Origin of the sequence: Pseudomonas sp. B16(2017), from assembly GCF_002113205.1 — a bacterium.
Classification (GTDB): domain Bacteria; phylum Pseudomonadota; class Gammaproteobacteria; order Pseudomonadales; family Pseudomonadaceae; genus Aquipseudomonas; species Aquipseudomonas pharyngis.
In genome coordinates this window covers 144,274-169,605 of record NZ_NEKA01000001.1, presented here as the reverse complement: position 1 = coordinate 169,605, position 25,332 = coordinate 144,274, and the positions used below count along the sequence as shown (strand labels likewise).

Sequence of the window (25,332 nt, the reverse complement as noted above, 5' to 3'; positions counted from 1 at the left end):
ATCGAATCCCCAAGGAGACCACTCCATGAGCCTCAACATCTTCTGGTTCCTGCCTACCCACGGCGACGGCCATTACCTTGGCACCGCCGAAGGCGCCCGCGCCGTCGATCACGGCTATCTGCAACAGGTCGCGCAAGCGGCGGATCGCCTGGGTTTCGGCGGCGTACTGATTCCCACCGGCCGTTCCTGCGAAGACTCGTGGCTGGTGGCGGCCTCGCTGATCCCGGTGACCCAGCGTCTGAAGTTCCTTGTCGCCCTGCGCCCCGGGATCATTTCCCCGACGGTGGCAGCGCGTCAGGCAGCAACGCTGGATCGGTTGTCCGGCGGTCGTGCGCTGTTCAACCTGGTGACTGGTGGCGATCCGGAAGAGTTGGCCGGCGACGGTCTGTTCCTCGATCACGAAGCGCGCTATCAGGCCTCGGTGGAGTTCACCCGGATCTGGCGTCGGGTGCTGGAAGGCGAAACCGTGGATTACGACGGCGAGCACATCAGCGTGAAGGGCGCCAAATTGCTCTATCCGCCAATCCAGCAACCGCGTCCGCCGCTGTACTTCGGCGGTTCTTCGGAAGCCGCGCAGGATCTGGCCGCCGAACAAGTGGAAATGGTCCTGACCTGGGGCGAGCCGCCCGCAGCCGTTGCCGAGAAAATCGAGCAGGTTCGCGCCAAGGCCGCCAAGCTCGGTCGTACCGTGCGCTTCGGCATTCGTCTGCATGTGATCGTGCGGGAAACCAACGCCGAGGCCTGGCAAGCGGCGGATCGTCTGATCTCGCACCTGGACGACGACACCATCAAACGTGCCCAGGCTTCGCTGGCGCGGTTCGATTCGGTCGGCCAGCAGCGCATGGCCGCGCTGCACGGTGGCAGCCGCGACAACCTCGAAGTCAGCCCGAACCTGTGGGCGGGCGTCGGTCTGGTGCGCGGCGGTGCCGGGACGGCGCTGGTTGGCGACGGTCCGACCGTGGCTGCACGGGTGAAGGAATACGCGGATCTGGGCATCGATACCTTCATCTTCTCCGGTTATCCACACCTCGAAGAGTCGTATCGGGTGGCCGAACTGCTGTTCCCGCACCTCGACGTCGAGCGCCCGGAATTGCCGAAAAGCGCCGGTTACGTCAGCCCGTTCGGGGAGATGGTGGCCAACGACATTCTTCCCAAAGCCGCGTCCCAGAGCTGAGGCGCCGCCATGAAGAAATTTATCCACAGCCTCGCGCCCTGGGCGTTGCCGGTGTTGTTGCTGGCGGTGTGGCAGTTGTCGGTGTCGGCCGGTTGGCTGTCGACGCGGATTCTGCCGGCGCCGGTGGCGGTGATCGAAGCCGGCGTGAGCCTGGTGCGCAGCGGCGAAATCTGGACGCACCTGGCGATCAGCGGCTGGCGCGCCGCGCTGGGCTTCACCATCGGTGGCAGCATCGGCCTGGTGCTGGGTTTCATCACCGGCCTGTCGAAGTGGGGCGAACGCCTGCTCGACAGCTCGGTGCAGATGATCCGCAACGTGCCGCACCTGGCGCTGATTCCGCTGGTGATCCTGTGGTTCGGCATCGACGAGTCGGCGAAGATTTTCCTGGTGGCATTGGGCACCTTGTTCCCGATCTACCTCAACACCTATCACGGCATCCGCAACGTCGATCCGGCGCTGGTGGAAATGGCACGCAGTTATGGCCTGTCCGGCTTCAGCCTGTTCTGGCAGGTGATTCTGCCGGGCGCGCTGCCTTCGATTCTGGTCGGCGTGCGTTTCGCTCTGGGCTTCATGTGGCTGACGCTGATCGTGGCGGAAACCATCTCCGCGAGCTCCGGTATCGGTTATCTGGCGATGAATGCCCGCGAGTTCTTGCAGACCGACGTGGTGGTGCTGGCGATTCTGCTGTACGCAGTGCTCGGCAAACTGGCCGACCTCGCGGCCCGTGGACTTGAACGTGTGTGGCTGCGTTGGCATCCGGCGTATCAAGTGGCGAAAGGAGGTGCGGCATGACCGCTCAACAACCTCCACGCCTGCTGCGCGGGATTCCGCTGGCGGTGCGCAACCTGCAAAAGACCTTTGGCGCGCGGCAGGTGCTGCGTGACATCGATCTGCACATTCCGGCAGGGCAGTTTGTCGCCGTGGTCGGGCGCAGCGGATGCGGCAAGAGCACATTTCTGCGCTTGCTTGCCGGCCTCGATCAACCCACTGGCGGCGATCTGCTCGCCGGTGCCGCACCGCTCAGCGATGCGCGGGATGACACCCGGTTGATGTTCCAGGAAGCGCGGCTGCTGCCGTGGAAGAAGATCATCGACAACGTCGGTCTCGGCCTCAAGGGCAACTGGCGTGCGCAAGCCTTGCAGGCGCTGGATGCGGTTGGCCTGGCGGATCGTGCAAATGAATGGCCGGCAGCGTTGTCCGGCGGACAGAAGCAGCGTGTGGCGCTGGCGCGAGCCTTGATCCATCAGCCGCGTCTGCTGTTGCTCGACGAGCCGTTGGGCGCACTGGATGCGCTGACTCGGATCGAGATGCAGCAACTGATCGAACGTCTCTGGCAACAGCACGGGTTCACCGTGTTGCTGGTGACCCACGATGTCAGCGAAGCGGTGGCGATTGCCGACCGGGTGATTCTGATCGAGGACGGCGAAGTCGGTCTCGACCTGCAAGTGGAGCTGCCGCGTCCTCGGGTGCGTGGCTCTCATCGCCTGGCCGCGCTGGAAACCGAAGTGCTCAACCGTGTGTTGTCCCTGCCCGGCGAACCGCCGGCGCCGGAACCCGTTTCACCCTTGCCTACGCAACTGCGTTGGGCTCAATAACTCAAGCAAACGACAGGAATCAATGCCATGACTATCAAAGCCATCAACGTACGCAACCAGTTCAAAGGCGCGATCAAGGAGATCGTTCTCGGCGACGTGCTGTCGGAAATCGACGTGCAGACCGCTTCCGGCATCGTCACGTCGGTGATCACCACCCGTTCGGTCAAGGAGCTGGAACTGGAGGTCGGCAGCGAGGTGATCGCCTTCGTGAAATCCACCGAGGTGTCCATCGCCAAGTTGTAAGCCTGTGAGTAAAAAACAACCCCGAAGGGTGTGAGCCCTTCGGGGTTTTTTGTGTCTGACTGGAAATCGGCGGTGCGGCCTTCGCGGGCAAGCCCGCTCCCACAGGGGATGGTATTGCAAATGTGGGAGCGGGCTTGCTCGCGAAGAGGCCGATCAGGACGCTAGAGAATTCTCTTGGGCAGATAGGGCGGAAGATACAGCCCGATATAGGCATCGAACACCCGCATGCCTTCCTCGGCCATGCGCGGGGTGATCTGTCCGTGCTGCTGCACCGAGCGGGCGTAGACGCGGTCGCCCAGTTCCATGGCCAGCGCGAACACATCGACGTCATCCGGCAGGCGCGGCAGTTCGAAGTGATGATCGAACAGCTTGTGCATCAGGTCGCCGAGTTCGAGGTCGTGCTGGCGGTCGGCCTGGGTGACTTCGGTGAGGCCGTGCTGCGCGAGGATCAGTTGGCGGGCGGCGGCATCCTCGCCATAGATCTCCAGCATCCGCTCTTCGACCAGCCGCGACAGGTCCCGCCAGTCGCGCAGGGCATCGTGATCGATTGGCGCCTGCAGGCACGCGCGGAAGGCTGCGTGCACATCCGCCGTCAGCGCTTCGAGCAGCGCCGGGACGCTGGCGAAGAAGTGGTAGACCGAGGAGGGCGGAATCTGCGCGCGCTCGGCCACGCTGTAGATCGACAGGCTCGCCACGCCCTCGGCGGCCAGCAGCGTGCGCGCGGCGTCGAGTATCGAATCGATCCGCGCCTGACTGCGGGCTCGGGGTTTGCGAACGGGGGCGGGACGCGTCATGAAAGTCTCCTGCGGGGCAGCGGGCATTGTACGAGCCGGCTCTTGTGTTGTCTTGTCGGCCGCTTTCGGGAGCAGGCCCCCTCCCACGGGGTATCTCCTGTGAGATGAAATTTTCTGTTCGCAGGAGATTCATTGTGGGAGCGGGCTTGCTCGCGAACCGCCGCAGGCGGCCATAAAAAAACGCCGCTGGCTGCGATAGCCGACGGCGTTCTTTTTGGCGCTGCAATCCGCTTAAACGGTATGCAGGTACCAGTTGTACTCGAGGTCGGAGATGGAGTGTTCGAACTCCTCCAGCTCGCTCTCTTTACAGGCGACGAAGATATCGATGTATTTCGGATCGATGTACTTGGCCATCACCTCGCTGTCGTCCAGCTCGCGCAGGGCATCGCGCAAGTTGTTCGGCAGGCTCTGCTCGTTCTGCTCGTAGCTGTTGCCTTCGGTGGGAGGCGGCGGCTCGATCTTGTTGGTCAGGCCGTGATGTACGCCCGCCAGCACCGAAGCCATCAGCAGGTACGGGTTGGCGTCGGCGCCGGCCACGCGGTGTTCCAAACGGACCGCGTCGGCGGAGCCGGTCGGTACGCGCAGGGCCACGGTGCGGTTGTCCAGGCCCCAGCTCGGCGAGTTCGGCACGTAGAACTGTGCGCCGAAACGACGGTAGGAGTTGACGTTCGGGCAGAGGAAAGCCATCTGCGCGGGCAGGGTCTCGAGCACACCGCCGATCGCGTGACGCAGCGCGGCGTTCTGCTCGGGATCCTCGCTGGCAAAAATGTTTTTGCCTTCTTTGTCGAGAACCGAAATGTGGACGTGCAGACCGTTGCCTGCCTGGCCCGGATACGGCTTGGCCATGAAGGTGGTGTCCATTTCATGGTCGTAGGCGATGTTCTTGATCAGACGCTTGAGCAGGACCGCGTAGTCGCATGCCTTGATCGGGTCGGCGACGTGGTGCAGGTTCACTTCGAACTGCGCCGGGGCACTTTCCTTGACGATGGCGTCGGCCGGGATGCCTTGCTCTTTGGCGCCTTCCAGAATGTCCTGGAGGCAGTCGACGTATTCGTCGAGGTCGTCGATCAGGTAGACCTGGGTCGAATGCGGGCGTTTGCCGGAGATCGGCGAGCGTGGCGGCTGAGGGCGGCCGTTCACGTTTTCCTGGTCGATCAGGTAGAACTCGAGTTCGAACGCGGCGCAGATGGTCAGGCCGAGCTCGTCAAACTTTGCGACAACTTGACGGAGCACTTCGCGCGGGTCGGCGAAGAAAGGGTCACCTTCGAGTTCGTGCATGGTCATCAACAGTTGCGCGGTCGGGCGCTTCTGCCATGGCTCGTTGCACAGGGTATCGGGGATTGGATAGCAGATACGGTCGGCGTCGCCGATGTCCAGGCCCAGGCCGGTGCTTTCCACCGTGGAGCCATTGATATCCAGAGCAAATAGAGAGGCCGGCAGGTTGATGCCTTTCTCGTAAACCTTGTGGAGGCTGGTGCGTTCGATGCGCTTGCCGCGCACCACACCATTCATATCCGCAATCAGAAGGTCAACGTACAGAACCTCAGGATGTTCCTTAAGGAACGCGTTCGCTTCGTTAAGCTGAACGGCACGCGGGGGTACCGACATGATGCAACACCTTTGTTGTTAAAAATATCAATCATTGATCTTTTCTGGTTTCAGTCAACCCGAACGGCCTGCCGAAGTCAAGCGAGGCCTTTTGTGCCCTGAAAAAGCGCCGCGAGGGCGTTTATGGGGCACTTTGGGGCATTTTTTTATCCGTGAAGGACGCGCCACCCGCAGGCTTGAGCAGGCCGTGTTGTATTTTTTACGGGGGTGTTGTGTAAAAAAATGAACAAGGCTAAGCTCCGATCAAACCCATAACAGCAATAATACCGGGGTGCTTCATGTCTCGCCTGCCGTTAATCGGCGTCACCGACTGCTCTTTGCAGTCCGGTCTGCATGCTTATCACATCAGTGGCGACACGTCCGTCCACAGCGCGGCCAGCAAGGCCTGCAACGTGTCAGCGATCTCCAGATCCATGGCAGATCGAGCGGCAGCGTCCGATATTCTGGACGTGTGCGAGGGCATCCTCTTTAGCGGTTCTCCTTTCAATATAGATCTCTTTCCCTCTCCCGGCCTGCACCGCGTCCGTCGTCGTGCCCGTGATTCTGCACGCCCGGGATGTGCACAGGAAATGCAACGCCAGCGTAAAGGGCAGGTAAGCTCCTCCTTCATTGTCTATGCGCGGTGCCGGGCGTAAGCCGGCACTGCGCGCAAGCAAGGCCCTTTAACGCGACGCCTGGTGCGTCAAACATTGCCTGACATCTGTCAGGAGACTCAGCCCAGAGGCATTTATGAGTAACAACCTCGACCAGCTCACCGATTGGTTGAAAGACCACAAGATCACAGAAGTCGAATGCATGATCGGTGACTTGACCGGCATTACCCGGGGCAAGATCTCGCCGACCAACAAGTTCATCGCCGAAAAAGGCATGCGCCTGCCAGAGAGCGTTCTGTTGCAGACCGTGACCGGCGACTACGTCGAAGACGACATCTATTACGAACTGCTCGACCCGGCCGACATCGACATGATCTGCCGTCCCGACCAGAACGCCGTGTACCTGGTGCCGTGGGCCATCGAGCCGACCGCCCAGGTGATCCATGACACCTACGACAAGCAAGGCAACCCGATCGAGCTGTCGCCGCGCAACGTGCTCAAGAAAGTCCTGAAGCTCTACGCCGACAAGGGGTGGCAGCCGATTGTGGCGCCGGAAATGGAGTTCTACCTGACCAAGCGCAGCGACGACCCCGACTATCCGTTGCAGCCGCCGGTCGGCCGCTCCGGGCGTCCGGAGATCGGTCGTCAGTCGTTCTCCATCGAAGCGGCGAACGAATTCGATCCGCTGTTCGAAGACGTCTACGACTGGTGCGAACTGCAGGAACTGGACCTCGACACGCTGATCCACGAGGACGGCACCGCGCAGATGGAAATCAACTTCCGTCACGGCGATGCCCTGTCGCTGGCCGACCAGATTCTGGTGTTCAAGCGCACCATGCGTGAGGCCGCGCTCAAGCACAACGTGGCCGCGACCTTCATGGCCAAGCCGATGACCGGCGAGCCGGGCAGTGCGATGCACCTGCACCAGAGCATCATCGACATCGAGACCGGCAAGAACGTGTTCTCCAACGAAGACGGAACCATGAGCCAACTGTTCCTGCACCACATCGGTGGCTTGCAGAAACTAATCCCGGAATTGCTGCCGCTGTTCGCACCGAACGTCAACTCGTTCCGCCGCTTCCTGCCGGACACCTCGGCGCCGGTGAACGTGGAGTGGGGCGAAGAAAACCGCACCGTGGGCCTGCGTGTCCCGGATGCCGGCCCGCAGAACCGTCGGGTGGAAAACCGCCTGCCGGGCGCCGACGCCAACCCGTACCTGGCGATTGCCGCGAGCCTGCTCTGCGGCTACATCGGCATGGTCGAAGGCATCAACCCGAGCGCGCCAGTGGTGGGCCGTGGTTACGAGCGCCGCAACCTGCGACTGCCGCTGACCATCGAGGATGCCCTGGAGCGCATGGAAAACAGCGCGACCATCGAGAAATACCTGGGCAAGACCTTCATCACCGGCTACGTCGCGGTCAAGCGGGCCGAGCATGAAAACTTCAAGCGCGTGATCAGTTCGTGGGAGCGTGAATACCTGCTCTTCGCCGTCTGATACGCCGGGCGCGGTGGCAAGCCGCCGCGCCTTCACCGATAACAAGGAGAATTGGCATGACCAGCAACAACCCGCAAACCCGTGAGTGGCAAGCCCTCAGCAGCGATCACCACCTGGCCCCGTTCAGCGACTTCAAGCAGCTGAAAGAGAAAGGCCCGCGGATCATCACCAATGCCAAGGGCGTGTACCTCTGGGACAGCGAAGGCAACAAGATTCTCGACGGCATGGCCGGCCTTTGGTGCGTGGCGATCGGCTACGGTCGCGATGAACTGGCCGACGCCGCCGCCAAGCAGATGCGCGAGCTGCCTTATTACAACCTGTTCTTCCAGACCGCCCACCCGCCGGCGCTGGAACTGGCCAAGGCCATCGCCGACGTGGCGCCAGAAGGCATGAACCACGTGTTCTTCACCGGCTCCGGCTCCGAAGGCAACGACACCATGCTGCGCATGGTTCGCCACTATTGGGCGATCAAGGGCCAGCCGAACAAGAAAGTCATCATCAGCCGCAAGAACGGCTATCACGGTTCCACCGTGGCCGGCGCGAGCCTGGGCGGCATGACGTATATGCACGAGCAGGGCGATTTGCCGATTCCGGGCATCGTCCACATTGCTCAGCCGTACTGGTTCGCCGAAGGCGGCGACATGACCCCGGAAGAGTTCGGGATCTGGGCGGCCAATCAGCTGGAAGAGAAGATTCTGGAAGTCGGCGTGGACAACGTCGGTGCCTTTATTGCCGAGCCGATCCAGGGCGCCGGCGGCGTGATCATTCCGCCCGACACCTACTGGCCGCGCATCAAGGAAATCCTCGCCAAGTACGACATCCTGTTCGTGGTCGACGAAGTGATCTGCGGTTTCGGCCGTACCGGCCAATGGTTCGGCAGCGATTTCTACGACCTCAAGCCACACATGATGACCATCGCCAAAGGCCTGACGTCCGGCTACATCCCGATGGGTGGCCTGATCGTGCGTGACGAAGTGGTGGCGGTGCTCAACGAGGGTGGCGATTTCAACCACGGCTTCACCTACTCCGGTCACCCGGTGGCGGCGGCGGTGGGTCTGGAAAACATCCGGATTCTGCGCGAAGAGAAAATCATCGAACGCGCCCATGAAGAAACGGCACCGTATTTGCAGAAACGTCTGCGCGAACTGAACGATCACCCGTTGGTGGGTGAAGTGCGCGGAGTCGGTCTGCTGGGGGCCATCGAGCTGGTGCAGGACAAGGCCACTCGCAAGCGTTACGAAGGCAAGGGTGTGGGCATGATCTGCCGCCAGTTCTGCTTCGACAACGGGCTGATCATGCGTGCCGTGGGCGACACCATGATCATCGCGCCGCCGCTGGTGATCAGCAAGGCGGAGATCGACGAGCTGGTGACAAAGGCACGCAAGTGCCTGGACCTGACCCTGAGTGCGTTGCAGGGCTAAGTGCTAGGCTCTGAGCGATGGAGCTGTTGCGCTGTCGCTCGGAGCTGTCAGAAAGGCTGGTCTTTTCTTGAAAGACCGCCTCGGATCTTGCCAGACTAGCCGCGGTTCCAGTTGTCCGGGTTCGGCCGCTGAACAAAGTGGTTCAAAAAAGAAAAATTTGGAGCATTAACGCATGAAGGCATTAGGCAAAAAGCTCGCTGGCAAGACTCTGCTCGCCATGTCCCTGATGGGCGTGATGGCGGGTGCGGTTCAGGCGGACGACAAGGTGTTGCACGTTTACAACTGGTCCGACTACATCGCGCCGGACACGGTTGCCAATTTCGAAAAAGAGACGGGCATCAAGGTCGTCTATGACGTTTTCGACAGCAACGAAACCCTGGAAGCCAAGCTACTGGCCGGCAAATCCGGTTACGACATCGTGGTGCCTTCCAACAACTTCCTGGCCAAGCAGATCAAGGCCGGTGTTTATCAGGAACTGGACAAGTCCAAGCTGACGAACTGGAAGAACCTCGACGAAGACCTGCTCAAGGCCGTTGGCGACGCCAGCGACCCGGGCAACAAACACGCGTTCCCGTACATGTGGGGTTCGATCGGCATCGGCTATAACCCGGCCAAGGTCAAGGCCGCGCTGGGCATCGACAAGATCGATTCCTGGGACATCGTGTTCAAGCCTGAAAACATCGAGAAGCTGAAAAGCTGCGGCGTGAGCTTCCTCGACGCGCCGACCGAAATGATTCCGGCGGCTCTGCACTATCTGGGCAAGCCGACCAACAGCAAGGACAAGGCTGACCTGAAAGCCGCCGAAGACCTGTTCCTCAAGATCCGTCCTTCGGTGGCTTACTTCCATTCCTCGAAGTACATCTCGGACCTGGCCAACGGCAACATCTGTGTAGCGGTCGGCTACTCGGGTGACCTGGAACAATCCAAGACCCGCGCCAAGGAAGCCGGTGACAAGGTCAAACTGGCCTACACCATTCCAAAAGAAGGTGCCGGTACTTTCTACGACATGGTCGCCATTCCAAAGGATGCCGAAAACGTCGAAGCCGCCTACAAGTTCATGAACTACCTGCTCGAGCCGAAAGTGATGGCCGAAATCACCAACGCCGTGCGTTTCCCGAACGGCAACAAGGCGGCCACCGCCCTGGTGGACAAGGAAATCACCAGCGATCCGAGCATTTACCCTTCGGCTGAAGTGAAGAAGCAGCTCTATGCGATCAGCGATCTGGACGCAGCGACCCTGCGCCTGATCACTCGCAGCTGGACCAAGATCAAATCGGGTAAATAAGCCGGTTTGAAGTAGCTATCGCTGGCCGCCGCCTTCACCCGGGCGGTCAGCGGTGCAATTAAATGACAGAAAGTTTTGCTGGAACGGTTTTTCGAAGGTAAGTTGCGCGCCGGTTTTGTTGCCGGGCAACCGTGACTGTCATGCAGCACGGGGCAACTTGGGCCCAACTAAATCAGAGGACCTCCACTTGCCTATTTTTTCTTCTTTGCGCAATGCCCTGCTGGCCGCTGCCGGCCTGACGTTCGCTGTCGGTGCCCACGCCGCCGGTACTGTGCATATTTATAACTGGTCGGATTACATCGGCGAGACCACCCTGGCCGATTTCCAGAAAGAAACCGGGATCAAACCGGTCTACGACGTGTTCGACTCCAACGAAACCCTGGAAGGCAAACTGCTCGCCGGGCGTACCGGTTACGACGTGGTCGTGCCGTCGAACCACTTCCTCGGCAAGCAGATCAAGGCGGGCGCTTTCCAGAAGCTCGACAAGGCGCAGCTGCCGAACTATTCCAACCTTGATCCGGTGCTGCTCAAGCGCCTGGAACAGAACGATCCGGGCAACCTGTACGCCGTGCCGTACCTGTGGGGCACCAATGGCATCGGCTACAACGTCGACAAAGTGAAAGCCGTGCTCGGCGTCGACAAGATCGACTCCTGGAGCGTGCTGTTCGAGCCGGAGAACATCAAGAAGCTGCACAGCTGCGGCGTGGCGTTCCTCGATTCGGCCGATGAAATGATGCCGACCGTGCTCAACTACATGGGCCTGAACGCCAACAGCACCAATCCCAAGGATTACGAGAAGGCCACGGCCAAGTTGCTGGCGGTGCGTCCTTACGTGACCTACTTCCATTCCTCGAAATACATCGGTGACCTGGCCAACGGCGACATCTGCGTGGCCATCGGTTTCTCCGGCGACATCTTCCAGGCGAAGAATCGTGCCGAAGAAGCCAAGAAAGGCGTGAACATCGCCTACTCGATCCCGAAAGAGGGCGGCGCGCTGTGGTTCGACATGCTGGCGATTCCGAAGGATTCGGCCAACGTCAAAGAGGCCCACGCCTTCATCAACTATTTGCTGAAACCTGAGGTGATCGCCCAGGTCAGTGATTACGTCGGTTACGCCAACCCCAACCCGGGTTCGGACAAGCTGATGGAGCAGTCCATCCGCACCGATGAGTCGGTTTATCCACCGCAGGCGGTGCTCGACAAGACCTACGTGTCGATCGAGCTGCCACCGAACATTCAGCGTTTGATGACCCGCAGCTGGACCAAGGTCAAGTCGGGTAAATAGCGTCAACGTACCAACTATCCTGGGTTCGTCTTGCGTAGGCGGACTGCACTCTTTTTTTCTGGGAGTTTCGTAAATGGCAGTTGCCTCCGGCGCCTATAAGAAAGCCCTCGAGGGCGACCAGACACCGAAACAGGTGCTGGTCAAAATCGACCGGGTCACGAAGAAGTTCGACGAGACGGTTGCCGTGGACGATGTGTCCCTGGAAATCAAGAAGGGCGAAATCTTTGCCCTGCTCGGCGGTTCGGGATCGGGCAAATCCACTCTGCTGCGGATGCTGGCAGGGTTCGAACGGCCCACGGAGGGGCGCATTTTCCTCGACGGCGTCGACATCACCGACATGCCGCCGTACGAGCGACCGATCAACATGATGTTCCAGTCCTACGCCCTGTTCCCGCACATGACCGTGGCGCAGAACATCGCCTTCGGCCTGCAACAGGACAAGATTCCCAAGGCCGAGATCGACGCCCGCGTGGCCGAGATGCTCAAGCTGGTGCAGATGAGCCAGTACGCCAAGCGCAAGCCGCACCAGTTGTCCGGCGGCCAGCGTCAGCGTGTGGCGCTGGCCCGTTCGCTGGCCAAGCGGCCGAAGCTGCTGCTGCTCGACGAGCCGATGGGCGCACTGGATAAAAAACTGCGTTCGCAGATGCAGCTGGAGCTGGTGGAGATCATCGAGCGCGTCGGCGTGACCTGCGTGATGGTGACCCACGACCAGGAAGAGGCCATGACCATGGCCGAGCGCATCGCGATCATGCACCTGGGCTGGATCGCCCAGATCGGCAGCCCGATCGATATCTACGAAACCCCGACCAGCCGCCTGGTCTGCGAATTCATCGGTAACGTGAACATCTTCGAAGGCGAAGTCATCGACGACGCCGAAGGCCACGCGACCATTACCTGCAAGGACCTCGACCGGCAGATCTACGTCGGCCACGGCATCAGCACCTCGGTGCAGGACAAGTCCGTGACCTACGCGATCCGTCCGGAAAAACTGCTGGTCACCGCCGATCAGCCGACCTGCGAGTACAACTGGTCGAGCGGCAAGGTGCATGACATCGCCTACCTCGGCGGTCACTCGGTGTTCTACGTCGAATTGCCGAGCGGCAAGCTGGTGCAGTCGTTCGTGGCCAACGCCGAGCGCCGTGGTGCACGTCCGACCTGGGGCGATCAGGTCTACGTGTGGTGGGAAGACGACAGCGGCGTGGTACTTCGCTCATGAACATGCGCAAATTCAAACGCCGGCTCAATCGAATAATTCCCGGTGGCCGCCAGCTGGTCATCGGGGTTCCGTTCATCTGGCTGTTCCTGTTCTTCATGCTGCCGTTCTTCATCGTCCTGAAGATCAGCTTCGCCGAAGCGGACGTGGCCATCCCGCCGTACACCGAGATCTACACCTACGCCGAGCAGAAGCTGCAACTGCTGCTGAACCTGGGCAACTACGCGATGCTCGGCGACGACGAGCTGTACATCGCCGCCTACCTCGGCTCGCTGAAGATGGCGTTTTTCAGCACGTTGTTGTGCCTGTTGATCGGCTACCCCATGGCCTACGCCATCGCCAGCGCCCGAAAAGAGCTGCAAACGGTGCTGGTGCTGCTGATCATGATGCCCACCTGGACCGCGATCCTGATCCGCGTCTATGCGTGGATGGGCATTCTCAGCAACAACGGCCTGCTCAATGGTTTCCTGATGAGCATGGGCTTGATCGACGAGCCGCTGCAGATTCTCAACACCAACCTCGCGGTGTACATCGGCGTCGTCTACTCGTACCTGCCGTTCATGATCCTGCCGCTGTACGCCAACCTGGTGAAGCACGACACCAGCCTGCTGGAGGCCGCGTCCGACCTGGGTTCGAGCACCTTCAACAGCTTCTGGAAAATCACCGTGCCGCTGTCCAAGAACGGCATCATCGCCGGCTGCATGCTGGTGTTCATTCCGGTGGTGGGCGAGTTCGTGATCCCGGAACTGCTTGGCGGTCCGGAAACCCTGATGATCGGTAAAGTGCTCTGGCAAGAGTTCTTCAACAACCGTGACTGGCCGGTGGCGTCCGCCCTGGCGGTGGTGATGCTGGCGATCCTGATCGTGCCGATCATCCTGTTCAACCGCAGTCAGGCCAAGGAAATGGAGGGTAAAGAATGAAGCGCTTCCGTTTCTCCAGCCTGATGCTGGTGCTCGGCCTGTTGTTCATCTACCTGCCGATGCTGATCCTGGTGATCTACTCGTTCAACGCCTCGAAACTGGTAACGGTGTGGGGCGGCTGGTCGGTGAAGTGGTACGTCGGCCTGCTCGACAACTCGCAACTGATGGGCTCGGTGGTGCGCTCGCTGGAAATCGCCTGCTACACCGCGATTGCCGCCGTGGCGCTGGGGACGCTGGCAGCCTTCGTGTTGACCCGCATCACCCGCTTCAAGGGCCGCACGCTGTTCGGCGGCCTGGTCACTGCGCCGCTGGTCATGCCTGAGGTGATTACCGGTCTGTCGCTGTTGCTGCTGTTCGTGGCCATGGCGCAGATGATCGGCTGGCCGCAGGAGCGCGGCATCGTCACCATCTGGATCGCTCACACCACATTCTGTGCGGCGTATGTGGCGGTGGTGGTGTCGGCCCGTCTGCGCGAGCTGGACCTGTCGATCGAAGAAGCGGCGATGGACCTCGGTGCACGGCCGTGGAAGGTGTTCTTCCTGATCACCATCCCGATGATCGCGCCGTCGCTGGCGGCGGGCGGCATGATGTCGTTCGCGCTGTCGCTGGACGACCTGGTATTGGCGAGCTTCGTCTCCGGTCCGGGTTCGACGACCCTGCCGATGGAAGTGTTCTCGGCGGTGCGCCTGGGCGTGAAGCCCGAGATCAACGCCGTGGCCAGCCTGATTCTGCTGGCGGTGTCGCTGGTGACCTTCCTGGTCTGGTTCTTCAGCCGCCGTGCCGAAGAAGCCCGCAAGAAAGCGATTCAGCAGGCCATCGAAGAAGGTGCTGCGGATTCGTGGAAGCAACCGGACGTGCGCCGGGCGCCGACGCCGGAAGCGGCTTAAGCCAGCGGGGTTGATCACAACTGTGTGATCAGCCCCATTCCCTGTGGGAGCGGGCTTGCCCGCGATGACGTCATCACAGTCAACTGCAATGTTGAATGTCAGACCGCCATCGCGAGCAAGCCCGCTCCCACACTGTTTTGTGGTGATCAGGAAGTCCACGGAGAACTGCGGATAACCTCGACAAAGTTCATCGGCTTGAACCCCGGCACCTGATCCTTCAGCACATCGGTCTTCACATTACCGAACGTCGTCTGCGGACGATGACGCAAGCCATCGGCGAACGCGCAGATGATGCATTCCTTGAAGCCCTCGCCCCGTGGATGCGCATGCACCACTGCTTCGCGCTGCACCGTGGTGAACGCCGCGTAGTCCATGCCCAGCACGTCCATCTCGACGCCTGCGGTCACCAGCGCCACGGTCGGACGCAGATGCTTCGGCACTCCCGGCGTGGTGTGCAGGGCGATCGACAGCCACACCTGCTCGATGTCGTCATCGCTCAACCCGTACGGTTTGAGAAACGCTGCGGCTGCGTTGGCGCCATCGACTTCGAAGCGCTCGTCGTCGCTGCGGTGCCCTTCGACCAGGCCCAGGTCGTGGAACATCGCGCCGACGTACAGCAACTCCGGATCGTAGGCCAGTTGCTTGCGTTCGCCGCTCAAGGCACCGAACAGAAACACCCGGCGCGAGTGGTGGTAAAGCAGATCGGATTCGATGTCGCGAATGTATTCGGTGGTGGCCCGGGCGAGGGTGCTGTCGGGGATCCGGATACCGGCAATGGTCGTGGTCATGTTGAGCTTCCTCGTCGAAAACGCCGTCACGGCGCTGATGGAGAAAGTCTGTTCCCGGGGGGGCAGACCGGACAATCGATCCATGGCTGCGATCCTTGCCATTCCACCTGCAAATCGTGCCAGCTCGCTTCTGCGGCGAGGATTGGCTAGGGTTGGCGCTGATCCGCCATTCCCCGGGAGTCGAGATTGCCATGAACAGAACCGTCGCCATCGTGGTGTTTCCCGGCGTGCAGGCGCTGGACGTCAGCGGGCCGATGGATGTGTTCGCCGAGGCCAACCGCTTCCTGGCGCCGGAGGATCATTACCGTCTCGAGGTGATCGGCGTCGAGCGCGGGCCGATGGCGTGTTCCAACGGGCTGACCCTGAGTGCGCATCGGCATTTCAGCGAAGCGTCGCAGGTTTACGATTTGCTGCTGGTGGCGGGCGGGCCGCAGTTGCCGTTTCTGGATTTCGGCGAGACGTTCGATGCCTGGCTGCGCGAGGCCTGTGGGCGGGCGCGGCGTTTTGGCTCGATCTGCAACGGCGCGTTCATGCTCGCCCGTGCAGGATTGCTGGACGGGCGCACGGTCACCACTCACTGGAATGACGCCGAGGCACTGTCGCAGTTGTGCCCGTCGAGCCGGGTCGAGTCTGATCGGTTGTACGTTGAGGACGGTCAGCTCTACACCTCGGCGGGGGTGACGGCGGGGATCGATCTGTCGCTGTACCTGCTGGCGCGTGATCACGAGGCCGAGGTGGCGCTGAGCGTGGCCAAGCGGCTGGTGGTGTTCACCCAGCGCTCCGGCGGGCAGTCGCAATTCAGTCCGTTCCTCACGCCCCATGCCGAGCCGACGTCGGCGGTGGCGATGGTGCAGCTGTATGTGCTGGCCAATCTCACCGGCGACCTGACCATCGCCGACCTGGCGAATGCCGCGAACATGAGTGCGCGGAATTTCTCTCGGGTGTTTGCCCGCGAAGCGAAAGTCACCCCGGCGGAATTCGTCGAACGGGCGCGGGTGGATGCGGCGCGGGTGATGCTCGAAAGCACCACGGCGCCGCTGAAGACGGTGGCGTATCAGTGCGGGTTTCGCGATGCGCAACATATGCGCAGCGTGTTCAACCGGCGGCTGGGGGTGACGCCGCAGCAGTTTCGGCTGAATTTTGCGGCGATGGTTTGAGCGACACCTATTGCGCCGCTCGCGCCGGCAACAGCTTCAAGGTACTGCGCGTATTCGCCGTCACTTCTTCATCACTGAAATGCGCCTGCACATACATCCCGTCCACATACGCCTCTGCCTGATCGTCATAGTGGCTGTCGAACGGCACGCCACTCTGGCCGACCGGGTTGATCGTCAGGCTGTGAGCGGGATCTGCGAAGTCCACCAGCCGCCGAGTCGACGGGCCGTAGGTCACCGGCCACGGCGCCGGGCCGATCTTCGCCGAGAGGTTGTTCGGCACTTCATGGGAGCCCGGTGCGGCGAACGGGCCGACGTTGAAAATGCGGTCCAGCGGCTTCTGCTGGCCCAGCGGATGACCATGGGTCAGCGTATGGGCCTTGCCCCATTGCCAGCCGGAAGCGTCGTCGCCGAGGGTCGATTTCAGGTGCGTCATGCTGGCCTGCCACGCGCTGCGCACGGTGTCGACGCGGGTCTCCTTGTTCGGCGTGCCGCGGTTGTCCCACCACGGCGAATCGGCATTCGCCGCCAGCCGGGGCAGGGCGGCATCGATCACTCGGGTCGACAGCAGGGTTTCGAAGAAATCATTGCCCAGCTCATCGCGCATTGCCGCATCGGCGAGGTTGAACAGGAACTGGTTGAACACCGTCGCACTGACCGAATCCAGCGGGTAGTCGCCTTGCCATATGGCCAGTTGTTCGATCAGCTTCTGCTCGGCAGGATTGCCCGCCACCTCGCGCAGCACCGGCAGCAACGGCGCCAGCAGACGCGGGCCGTAACCGGTGGTAGTGCCCAGTTGCAGCTTCTGGTTGGCCTCGTTGTCCCACTTCACGTTCTTGTCGGCGAGCTGGCGGTTGAGCTGCTGGCCACGGTCGGCGAGGTTGTAGTAACCGGGAATCTCCATGCCGGTCGGTGACACCGGCTGGAAGTTGGCCGAGACGATATAGCCCCGCGCCGGGTTCTCTTCCTGTGGGTTGGCGCTGAACGGGAAGTAACCGTCCTTGTCCGCCTGATTGCTGCTGCCGTCGAGAATGAAGCCAGGCTTCACGCCGGCCGGACGCTTGGGCAGCAGCGCCGAGGCCCACCAGGCGATATCGCCCTTGGCGTTGGCGTAGACGATGTTCAGTCCCGGTGCCTGCACCTTGGCCGCTGCGGCGCGGGCCTTGGCCAGAGTGTCGGCGCGGTTGAGCTGGTAGAAACCTTCAAGGATCGGGTTCGGCGTTTCGAGGAACGCCCACCACATCGCAATCGGGGTTTTCCCGGCGGCGCTGCCGAGGGCATCGTTGACGATCGGCCCGTGGGGCGACTGGCGCAGGGTGATGGTCGCCGGGGCCTGGCCTTTCACCGCGATCTGCTGCTCGGTCTTGACCATGTCGGTCCACTGGCCGCGATACCAGACCTGATCCGGGTTGTCCGGATTGACCTTCTCGGCGATCAGATCCAGGTCATCGTTCTGAAACATGGTCAGGCTCCAGCCGAAATCCAGGTTGTGGCCGAGAAACGCAAACGGCACCAGCGCCTGATGATGTCCGTAGAGTTCAAACCCCGGCGCCGACAGCTGCGCCTCGTACCAAACCGACGGCACCGAGAAGCGGATGTGCGGATCGCCCGCCAGCAAGGGCTTGGCGCTCTTGCTGTGGCTGCCGGCGATCACCCAGGCGTTGCTGCCTTCGAATTGCGGCAGGCCGTTGTCGATCAGCGCCTGTTGGCTGACGCGGGCGAGGGTGTTCAGGTCTTTCCAGTCTTCGGCGGCGAGGGCCGGTGCGCTGCTGGCGTGGCCCTTGGCGAGCACGCCCTTGGGCTGCCAGTCGAGGTCGAAGACGTTGAGGTAGTCGGCGCCCAGTTGATCGCGCACGTAGGTCAGCAGCGGTTCGGTGCGAAACGCGGCGGCGAAGCTGTAAGCCATGTAGCCGGCGACGCTGATGCTGTCCTCGGCGGTGAACGGCCGCTTGGGGATGCCCAGCACGTCGAACTCGATCGGCGTGGCATGCGAGTCCTGATATTGATTGATGCCGTCCAGATAGGCTTGCAGGGCCTTCCACGCCGGGGACTGCTTGTCGAGGCCGGCCACGTAACTGGCGGCGCGCTCGCGGATGCGCAGGCTACGGAACAACTTGTCGGTGTCGAGCAGTTTCGGCCCGAGCACTTCGGCCAGCTCGCCCCGGGCGAGACGGCGCATGGCTTCCATCTGAAACAGGCGATCCTGGGCGTGCACATAACCGAGGGCGCGGTAGAGGTCGGTTTCGTTTTCGGCACGGATGTGCGGCACACCGCGCTCGTCGTAACGCACAGTCACCGAACCTTGCAGGTTGCGCAATTCCACCTGACCCTGACGCGTCGGTTGCTTGCTGTAGAGGTAGCCGCCGACCCCGATGGCGGGAATGACGATCAGCAACGCAAGTACGGTCAGGCCTTTTTTCATGAAAAATCTGCTCCCTGTCGTTCTATTTATATGAAGGCATTGATGGTGCTGATCTAGTTGAAGATCGCAACCGGGATTTCATAACACAGTATTTCTTGAATAGGAAGTTTCCTTCAGGTTTTCGGGAAGTGCACTACAAGTTTGTTGTTGCGGCGTTTAACAGGGCGGGCCTATAAAAGACCTCGAGAAAAAGCAGAGGGCAAAAACGAGGTTCGCGAATTCAATACATGGAATAACTGACATGGAGAAGTCGTATGAGTGATATTGAAAATTATCTTGGACCTCACAGGCAGACCGGGCCGGGTAGATATGAACTGGCTCCCATACCGGTTCGGGACAGGGCTCCGTCTCGATTGGGGCAGGGTGGGTTTTTCTCGGGAAGTTGGGGGTTGAATGAAGCACCGCATAGAGGGACGGGCCAAGGGTCTGGGAAGTTAGATCCGTTAACTCCCTTTATCTGGAATGATTTGATGCAGGAGCAGCAGAATGCTCAGGCATATATTGATCTTGAGTATGCTGGAGTATTCAGCAATATTCTGGCGGCTTCAAATAATGAAGTGGAACAGGCCAGGCAAACAGCCAGTGCAGGACTTTCTCCGGCGCAAAAGGTCAAGGCCGATCAGGAAGTAACCATTCAGGTTATTCATTCAAAGTTGTCGGAGTATCGGGCTCATACCGAGACCGCTTACTCGTTGTATGGACATAATCCATTTTTCCTGATGAAGGATTTATCCTTCAAAAAGATACGCGACAGTCTGGCATCGCCCAATCCGGATGTGTCCGTCGCCTACGCCGCGATTGACAGGGCATACCGTTCGGCAATGGAGCTCCGGCGCCTTTCATGGGTGATGGCCATTATCGCCAATCAACTTCCGGAACTGGCCGCAAGAAGAAGCCAGGTTGAGGCCGCGACGCCAACCACGAGGGACGCCCAGCAGATTCTTTCTGCCGAAAGGCTATCCGTGGTGAATCTGGAAACGAATATCCGCCTGCATTTCCTGCCGGTTTTTCTGGTTGAAAGAATCGCCGCTGCAGCGGGCTCAACCGGAGGCAGTCTCTCTCAAACACTCACAAATTATAAAATCGCAGCGGACAACATCCGTGCTGTCGAGCAGGCAGCCGTCCGGCCTTATGCAATCGCCAATCCGGCGATCAACGCCCCGTTGAGCAAGCCTGAGCTCGAAGCGCTGAAGAACCTGGTGGACTTGCAGGCCACGACCGAACTGGGCAAGCGCTGGCAGGACTATCACGCGTCATTCCTGCACTCGGAAAGTGCCCGGCATATGGCAGCGGCGGCGGACGCATTTGCCGGTCTGATCGCCCGCGCCCAAGAGGCGGAGCGTCTGCAGGAGCAGATACGCATTGTCCGTGAGCAGGAAGCCCGGCATTTGCTGGAACAGGCACGTATTGCCGCCGAAGCAGAGGCAAGGCGCCTTGCCGAGGAACAAGCGCGCATAGCGGCAGAGACCATTCGCAACGCCCATACCTTCCGCGCGCCAGGTGCCGCTTCGGCGACAGGGCCGTTGTTCATGACGTCAGCTGGAGTCGTGGCAGTTGCCGAGGACGCTGCGGCCAGTCTGCAAGCTACCGTTCGCGGCGCCATCGCGGGCTTGGGCAGTCTTGCTGCGAGTGTCGGGGCTGGCGCGGTCGTCCGTGTTTCAGCGTTGGTCTACTCGTCGAAACTGGGCAACGGCGAATTGCCGGACCGTTACGCCTTCAGCACGCCGCTGTCGGACCTCGCGCCAGATTTCGCACCCGATCTGCACGCCATCACGGCGGCTGGCGGTACGGTTGACGTGCCTTTCCGCGTCAGTTCAAAGACCGACGCGAACGGGCAGTCAGAGGTTTTTGTCGTCAAGACTGATGGGCGGAATATTCCGTCGGCGGTCAGGGTGGTGGCAGCCTCCTACGACGCCGAACGCAACGTCTACAGCGCGACCACCTCCGATGTTCCACCACGCACCCTGACGTGGACCCCGATCGTCAATCCGGGAAACAACTCCACTACCTCACCGGCCGGGCAGCCGGATGTGCCTGCCTATACTGGGGCGACGGTGGTCCCGGTAGAGGGACGCCTCGATTCGTTCCCGGGCGTTTTCGAAGCCGGATTCGATGACTATGTGCTGGTGTTCCCGCAGGACTCCGGGCTGCCACCGAACTACACGATGTTTCGGGATCGGCGGGAGGATCCGGGCGTCGCGTCAGGTGTGGGGCAGGCGGTATCGGGCAACTGGCTCGGGAGTGCATCGCAGGGCGCAGGCGCGCCGGTGCCGGCGCAGATTGCCGATCAGTTGCGAGGGCGGGAGTTCAGGAATTTTCGGGCGTTTCGGGAGGCGTTTTGGAAGGCGGTGGCTGGGGATCCGGAGTTGGCGGCTCAGTTTCAAAAACAGAGCCGTTCTACGATGGAGAAAGGAAAATCACCCTACGTTTCAAAAGTGGAGCGGGCAGGAGAAACAGTGAAATTTGAGTTGCATCACAAGATAAGAATCTCAAAAGGCGGTAGTGTTTATGGTCTTGAAAACATTCGGATAGTTACTCCTCGGCGTCATAAGGAAATTCATAAGACGGAGAGTCGGTATGAGTGATAAGTTGATTTCTGAGTATACGGAAAAAGAGTTTTTGGATTTCGTGGTTGAGATTTGTGATAGTGGGGCTAGAACGGAAGAGGAAGATGTTAAGTTGATTTTTGAGTTCGAGCGATTGACTGAACATCCAGATGGTTCGGATTTGATCTACTATCCACGGAACGATAGAGAGGATAGCCCGGAAGGTATTGTGAAAGAAGTCAAAGAGTGGCGGGCTGCCAATGGAAAGCCAGGGTTTAAAAATTGATTTATTAAATTAGTACGGTGCTCCTGGCATCATTTTGTCAGGAGTGCCATTTCTGAGGGCGAGGAAGTGTTAGATATTTCAGACTATACGGAAGCGGAGTTTTGAATTTTGTAATTTCAATTTGTGATGCTAGTGCTCGAACAGAGGAGGAAGATGTAAAGCTGGTATTGGAATTCAGGCGGTTAACAGAGCATCCGGACGGATCGGATCTGATCTACTACCCCAGAGATGATAGGGATGACAGTCCTGAAGGGATTGTAAAGGAGGTTAAAGAATGGCGCGCTGCTAATAACAAGCCCGGATTCAAGACGGTTTAGTTTTCAACTCTCAATATGTCTCCGGCGTCTTTGGTTGATGCAGTTTCTATTGTCTGCCCGAACCGTTCACTCCCCACTAACCCACGGGCAGTAGCAACCAACCGCCAACGTATGAGTCGCATTGACCGGGCGATCATCACTCAACGCTTGCAGGATCGGTTCGATAAAACTGTTGCTGGAGTTGCACGTCAGGCCTTCGCTGTACGGGCCGAAGTACGCCAGTCTGCCGCTGCGGTCCCAGATCGCCACGGCCGGGCTCGCGGGAATCTGTTCGGAGCCGGGCAGCACCGCGATGGTTTTAAGATTGCTCAGGGTGGCGGGCAACTGGCCGTGGCTGCCGGCCTTCTGCACGGCAAAGAATTCCACGCCCCTGGGGCCGAACTGTTCGACCATCTCGGTCAGGTGCTGTTGGTTGCCGACGTTGCATGGGCAGGCGGGATCCCAGAAGTGCACCAGACGGATATTGCCGGGGCCGGCGAGGTCGTCGGGCAAGCGCAGCGGGTCACCGGAAAATACCGCAGTGTGTTCGCTGAACGCCCGCAGGTAGCGGCCCTGAAACCAGTCGTATGCGGCCCACAGCACGCCGGCACACACGATGGCGAGCAGGCTGGCAAACAGTGCGGTGCGGTAGGGCGAACGCATGGTTTTGATTCCTCGAAGGCCGGCTAGCTTGCCATGCTTGCCGCGACAGATGAATATCGCAGGCCGATAAAGTCCGTTTACCGTTCTGGAATTGCCCATGTCTGTTGCTTTCGATCCCGATCATCTGCGTGCGAGCCTCAAGCCTCTGGCCGAGTGGCAGTCGTTGTCCGAGGAGGCGAAGGCGTATCAGCGGTTCTACAAGACAGACTTCCCCGAGCGTGATGTCTGGCGTGGCATGGGCCGGTTCGACATCGATGGCTATCAACTGGTCAGCCATTGCTGGTGGCCGGCGGAAACGGCCAGGGCCACGCTGTTTCTGGTGCACGGTTTTTATGATCACACGGGTCTTTACCGGCATGTGATCGAGTGGGCACTGGATCAGGGCTTCGCCGTGATTGCCTGTGATCTGCCGGGGCATGGTCTGTCCAGCGGCGAGCGGGCGAGCATCCGTGACTTCTCGGAATATCAGGATGCGCTGCAAGGCCTGTTCGCCGAGGCGCGCTCGATGGCTCTGCCGCAGCCTTGGCACCTGTGCGGGCAAAGCACCGGCGGGGCGATCATTGTCGATCACGTGCTCAATCATGGTGAAAACAGCCCGGCGCAGGGGCAGTTGATTCTGCTGGCGCCGCTGGTGCGTCCGCGTGCCTGGGGCTGGTCGCAGTTCAGTTATTACCTGCTCAGGCCTTTTGTCAGGGGTATCGCCCGGCGTTTCAGCGAGAACTCCAATGACCCGGATTTCCTGCCGTTTCTGCAGGCCGATCCGTTGCAGCCAAAACGCTTGCCGACCGCATGGGTCGGGGCGTTGTCACGCTGGATCAACCGGGTTGAATACGCGAAGAAAAGTCCGCGCCGGCCGCTGATCGTTCAGGGCCAGGCGGACATGACCGTGGACTGGCAGCACAACCTGCAGGTGTTGAAGTGGAAGTTCGACCGGCCACAGATTCTGTTGCTGGCCGAGGCGCGGCATCACCTGGCCAATGAGACGGCGGAAATGCGCGAGGAGTATTTCGAGTTCTTGCGCAAGCGGATCAATGGGCGGAATCACTCGTGATCCTGAGGGCCCCTTCGCGAGCAAGCCCGCTCCCACATTTAACCGTACTCATCCAGCATCAACTCGGTCGAATGTGGGAGCGGGCTTGCTCGCGAAGGCGGTCTGTCAGGTCGTAAAGATCACTGGGTGAGATTCGAGGTGCTCTGGCCGACGGCCAGCCCGGCGCGGATCGCGGCCAGCGCGGCCTGATAGTAAGCCTTGCCTTCGGTGGATTCGGCAAAGGTCGCGAACTCTTCCAGCTCTTCATCCGACAGGTCGCGATAGACGTAGAGCAGCGTGTTGTTCAGGTCGGCGCCGATCTGATCCATCAGGCGCTGGCGTTGACCGTTCAACATGCCCTGGGCCTGACCGCCGCCGAGCAGGCCGGGGATCATCGAGCTCAGGCTGTCCGCCGCCACGCCGGCAATCGCCAGGCTGACTTCGGCACCGGCTTCACGGGCGGGCAGGGCCTGGGCGAGGTGGCCGATGATCAGCAGGCGGCTGTCGCTGGCCGGCATCTTCGGCAGGCCCTTGGCGTTCTTTGCCAATTGATCGCGGCGGGTCGCCAGCAGTTCGGCGGCGACGATCTTCTTGCCCAGCGGTGACTGAAAGAACGAGAGGGCCGGTTTCGGATCGGCGAGGTTCTTGCGCAGTTGCGCTTCGGCGCGTTGATCCACGGCCTGGGGGGCGAAGCGCTGGTTGCTGTTGTTCACCAGCGCCTGAAACACCGCCGGCGGCAGGCTGTTCTGGTAACGCTGCTGCGCGGCACTCAGGGCGTCGTTGAAATGCGCGCGTTGTTCTGGCCAGCCGGCGACCTTGTACAACTGGTCGTGGCCGTCCGCCCAGGCGGGCAAAACGCAGAACATCAACAGTGAAAAAAGCAAACGGCGCATAAGGACTCCTGTCGGCAGCCGACTATTCTCCGTGCGGTGCCAGTACTTGTCGAGAATTCGTATCAAGCCGCCGCGTGGCTCTGTCGGATTTCTTGCCGCAGGCATACTATGCGCGCCATGCAAATATCCTCTGATCACCCGCTGCTGTTACGTATCGTCGACGACCTGGCCGAGCGCGGCTGGTCGCAGCAGAACATTTTCCTGCCTGCGGATTTGACCCGCGCACTGGCGGCCGAGTGCCGCAAACGTGACGCCGAAGGTGAACTGGCGCCGGCGGGGGTCGGACGTGGCCCGTTTTCGGAGATCCGCGAGGGGATTCGTGGCGACCATATCCAATGGATCGACCCCGGTCAGGCCGAGGCCAGTGACCGTTACCTGAACCTGATGGACAGCTTGCGTGAAGCGCTCAACCGGGGCCTGTTCCTCGGGCTTGAAGACTTCGAGTGCCACTTCGCCCTGTACCCGCCGGGTGCTTTCTATCGCAAGCATGTCGACCGTTTCCGCGACGATGACCGGCGCATGGTCTCGGCGGTGATCTACCTCAATGACGGCTGGCTGCCGGAGGATGGCGGGCAACTGCGTATGTACCTGGAGCATGATCGCGTTCATGACGTGCAGCCTACGGGCGGTTGTCTGGTGGTGTTTCTCTCCGGCGAAGTCCCTCACGAAGTATTGCCAGCCAGCCGCGAGCGGCTGTCGCTGACAGGCTGGTTCCGCCGCCGTGGCAACGAGCCGTTCTGA

At 60.7% G+C, this 25,332-nt stretch carries 23 protein-coding genes and 1 pseudogene; 18 read left to right on the top strand and 6 right to left on the bottom strand.

Annotated features, from left to right (window positions below; genetic code table 11):
* Positions 1-25 precede the first annotated feature (25 nt).
* From ssuD to CAG25_RS00805, 4 genes are read left to right on the top strand one after another with little or no spacing between them, the layout of a single operon-like run.
* Positions 26-1,174 (top strand): FMNH2-dependent alkanesulfonate monooxygenase, encoded by a 1,149-nt coding sequence (gene ssuD / locus CAG25_RS00820; protein ID WP_011336452.1) that lies wholly within the window; start codon positions 26-28, stop codon positions 1,172-1,174.
* A gap of 9 nt (positions 1,175-1,183) precedes the next feature.
* The gene (ssuC, locus tag CAG25_RS00815; RefSeq protein ID WP_011336451.1) at positions 1,184-1,966 is read left to right on the top strand and encodes an aliphatic sulfonate ABC transporter permease SsuC; all 783 of its coding nucleotides are present in this window, start codon (positions 1,184-1,186) and stop codon (positions 1,964-1,966) included.
* Positions 1,963-2,769: an aliphatic sulfonates ABC transporter ATP-binding protein gene (gene ssuB, locus CAG25_RS00810; protein WP_085612023.1), complete on the top strand. Its 807-nt coding sequence runs from the start codon at positions 1,963-1,965 to the stop codon at positions 2,767-2,769. The genes ssuC and ssuB overlap by 4 nt, the downstream gene beginning before the upstream one ends.
* A 27-nt stretch (positions 2,770-2,796) precedes the next feature.
* Complete coding sequence (locus CAG25_RS00805) at positions 2,797-3,012, top strand: molybdopterin-binding protein (protein ID WP_007953520.1); 216 nt, start codon at positions 2,797-2,799, stop codon at positions 3,010-3,012.
* A gap of 161 nt (positions 3,013-3,173) precedes the next feature.
* Here CAG25_RS00805 and CAG25_RS00800 read toward each other — a convergent pair whose 3' ends face one another.
* Positions 3,174-3,806 carry a TetR/AcrR family transcriptional regulator gene (locus CAG25_RS00800; protein ID WP_039765384.1) on the bottom strand — a complete coding sequence of 211 codons (633 nt, stop codon included), beginning with the start codon at positions 3,804-3,806 and terminating at the stop codon, positions 3,174-3,176.
* Between the two features lie 231 nt (positions 3,807-4,037).
* Positions 4,038-5,414 (bottom strand): glutamine synthetase family protein, encoded by a 1,377-nt coding sequence (locus tag CAG25_RS00795; protein ID WP_039765386.1) that lies wholly within the window; start codon positions 5,412-5,414, stop codon positions 4,038-4,040.
* A 278-nt stretch (positions 5,415-5,692) separates the two neighbouring features.
* Here CAG25_RS00795 and CAG25_RS29000 point away from each other — a divergent pair.
* The 8 genes and pseudogenes from CAG25_RS29000 to CAG25_RS00760 form a co-directional block, all read left to right on the top strand.
* Positions 5,693-5,771 (top strand): annotated as a pseudogene (locus CAG25_RS29000) (gamma-glutamyl-gamma-aminobutyrate hydrolase family protein); the annotation flags it as partial.
* Positions 5,772-6,143: 372 nt separating this feature from the next.
* The gene (locus tag CAG25_RS00790) at positions 6,144-7,502 is read left to right on the top strand and encodes a glutamine synthetase family protein (RefSeq protein WP_007953514.1); all 1,359 of its coding nucleotides are present in this window, start codon (positions 6,144-6,146) and stop codon (positions 7,500-7,502) included.
* Positions 7,503-7,558: 56 nt separating this feature from the next.
* Positions 7,559-8,923: an aspartate aminotransferase family protein gene (locus CAG25_RS00785; RefSeq protein WP_085612022.1), complete on the top strand. Its 1,365-nt coding sequence runs from the start codon at positions 7,559-7,561 to the stop codon at positions 8,921-8,923.
* 172 nt (positions 8,924-9,095) lie between these two features.
* Positions 9,096-10,208: a polyamine ABC transporter substrate-binding protein gene (locus CAG25_RS00780; protein ID WP_011336446.1), complete on the top strand. Its 1,113-nt coding sequence runs from the start codon at positions 9,096-9,098 to the stop codon at positions 10,206-10,208.
* 187 nt (positions 10,209-10,395) lie between these two features.
* The gene (locus tag CAG25_RS00775) at positions 10,396-11,493 is read left to right on the top strand and encodes a polyamine ABC transporter substrate-binding protein (protein ID WP_064600232.1); all 1,098 of its coding nucleotides are present in this window, start codon (positions 10,396-10,398) and stop codon (positions 11,491-11,493) included.
* 73 nt (positions 11,494-11,566) lie between these two features.
* Positions 11,567-12,709: an ABC transporter ATP-binding protein gene (locus CAG25_RS00770; protein ID WP_007953506.1), complete on the top strand. Its 1,143-nt coding sequence runs from the start codon at positions 11,567-11,569 to the stop codon at positions 12,707-12,709.
* Between the two features lie 35 nt (positions 12,710-12,744).
* Entirely contained in the window at positions 12,745-13,626 is an 882-nt protein-coding gene (locus CAG25_RS00765; RefSeq protein WP_170844921.1) for an ABC transporter permease subunit, read from the top strand.
* The gene (locus CAG25_RS00760; protein ID WP_007953503.1) at positions 13,623-14,513 is read left to right on the top strand and encodes an ABC transporter permease subunit; all 891 of its coding nucleotides are present in this window, start codon (positions 13,623-13,625) and stop codon (positions 14,511-14,513) included. Before CAG25_RS00765 ends, CAG25_RS00760 begins: the two co-directional genes overlap by 4 nt.
* A gap of 146 nt (positions 14,514-14,659) precedes the next feature.
* On the opposite strand, the gene CAG25_RS00755 is transcribed toward CAG25_RS00760, so the two are convergent.
* On the bottom strand, positions 14,660-15,301 hold the full coding sequence (locus tag CAG25_RS00755) for an HD domain-containing protein (protein ID WP_085612096.1): 642 nt from the start codon (positions 15,299-15,301) through the stop codon (positions 14,660-14,662).
* Between the two features lie 191 nt (positions 15,302-15,492).
* Here CAG25_RS00755 and CAG25_RS00750 point away from each other — a divergent pair, with 191 nt between their 5' ends.
* Complete coding sequence (locus tag CAG25_RS00750) at positions 15,493-16,458, top strand: GlxA family transcriptional regulator (RefSeq protein WP_085612095.1); 966 nt, start codon at positions 15,493-15,495, stop codon at positions 16,456-16,458.
* Positions 16,459-16,465: 7 nt separating this feature from the next.
* Here the strand turns inward: CAG25_RS00750 and CAG25_RS00745 are convergent, their stop codons facing one another.
* Positions 16,466-18,877: a penicillin acylase family protein gene (locus CAG25_RS00745; RefSeq protein ID WP_085612021.1), complete on the bottom strand. Its 2,412-nt coding sequence runs from the start codon at positions 18,875-18,877 to the stop codon at positions 16,466-16,468.
* Between the two features lie 470 nt (positions 18,878-19,347).
* Here CAG25_RS00745 and CAG25_RS00740 point away from each other — a divergent pair, with 470 nt between their 5' ends.
* The 3 genes from CAG25_RS00740 (at position 19,348) to CAG25_RS00730 (ending at position 22,026) form a co-directional block, all read left to right on the top strand.
* Positions 19,348-21,462, top strand: coding sequence for an S-type pyocin domain-containing protein (locus tag CAG25_RS00740; protein ID WP_085612020.1), 2,115 nt, complete (start codon positions 19,348-19,350; stop codon positions 21,460-21,462).
* Positions 21,455-21,709, top strand: a complete 255-nt coding sequence (locus tag CAG25_RS00735; protein WP_085612019.1) for a bacteriocin immunity protein — start codon at positions 21,455-21,457, stop codon at positions 21,707-21,709. The genes CAG25_RS00740 and CAG25_RS00735 overlap by 8 nt, the downstream gene beginning before the upstream one ends.
* Before the next feature lie 101 nt (positions 21,710-21,810).
* A complete protein-coding gene (locus CAG25_RS00730; RefSeq protein WP_371857690.1) occupies positions 21,811-22,026 on the top strand; it encodes a bacteriocin immunity protein in 216 nt (71 codons plus the stop codon).
* A gap of 66 nt (positions 22,027-22,092) precedes the next feature.
* Here the strand turns inward: CAG25_RS00730 and CAG25_RS00725 are convergent, their stop codons facing one another.
* The gene (locus tag CAG25_RS00725) at positions 22,093-22,668 is read right to left on the bottom strand and encodes a DUF6436 domain-containing protein (RefSeq protein WP_085612018.1); all 576 of its coding nucleotides are present in this window, start codon (positions 22,666-22,668) and stop codon (positions 22,093-22,095) included.
* A 97-nt stretch (positions 22,669-22,765) separates the two neighbouring features.
* Here CAG25_RS00725 and CAG25_RS00720 point away from each other — a divergent pair, with 97 nt between their 5' ends.
* Positions 22,766-23,719 carry an alpha/beta hydrolase gene (locus CAG25_RS00720; RefSeq protein ID WP_085612017.1) on the top strand — a complete coding sequence of 318 codons (954 nt, stop codon included), beginning with the start codon at positions 22,766-22,768 and terminating at the stop codon, positions 23,717-23,719.
* A 119-nt stretch (positions 23,720-23,838) separates the two neighbouring features.
* Here CAG25_RS00720 and CAG25_RS00715 read toward each other — a convergent pair whose 3' ends face one another.
* Positions 23,839-24,591: a DUF2059 domain-containing protein gene (locus tag CAG25_RS00715; RefSeq protein ID WP_085612016.1), complete on the bottom strand. Its 753-nt coding sequence runs from the start codon at positions 24,589-24,591 to the stop codon at positions 23,839-23,841.
* 108 nt (positions 24,592-24,699) lie between these two features.
* Between CAG25_RS00715 and CAG25_RS00710 the strand changes: the two genes are divergently transcribed.
* Positions 24,700-25,332, top strand: coding sequence for a 2OG-Fe(II) oxygenase (locus CAG25_RS00710; protein WP_085612015.1), 633 nt, complete (start codon positions 24,700-24,702; stop codon positions 25,330-25,332).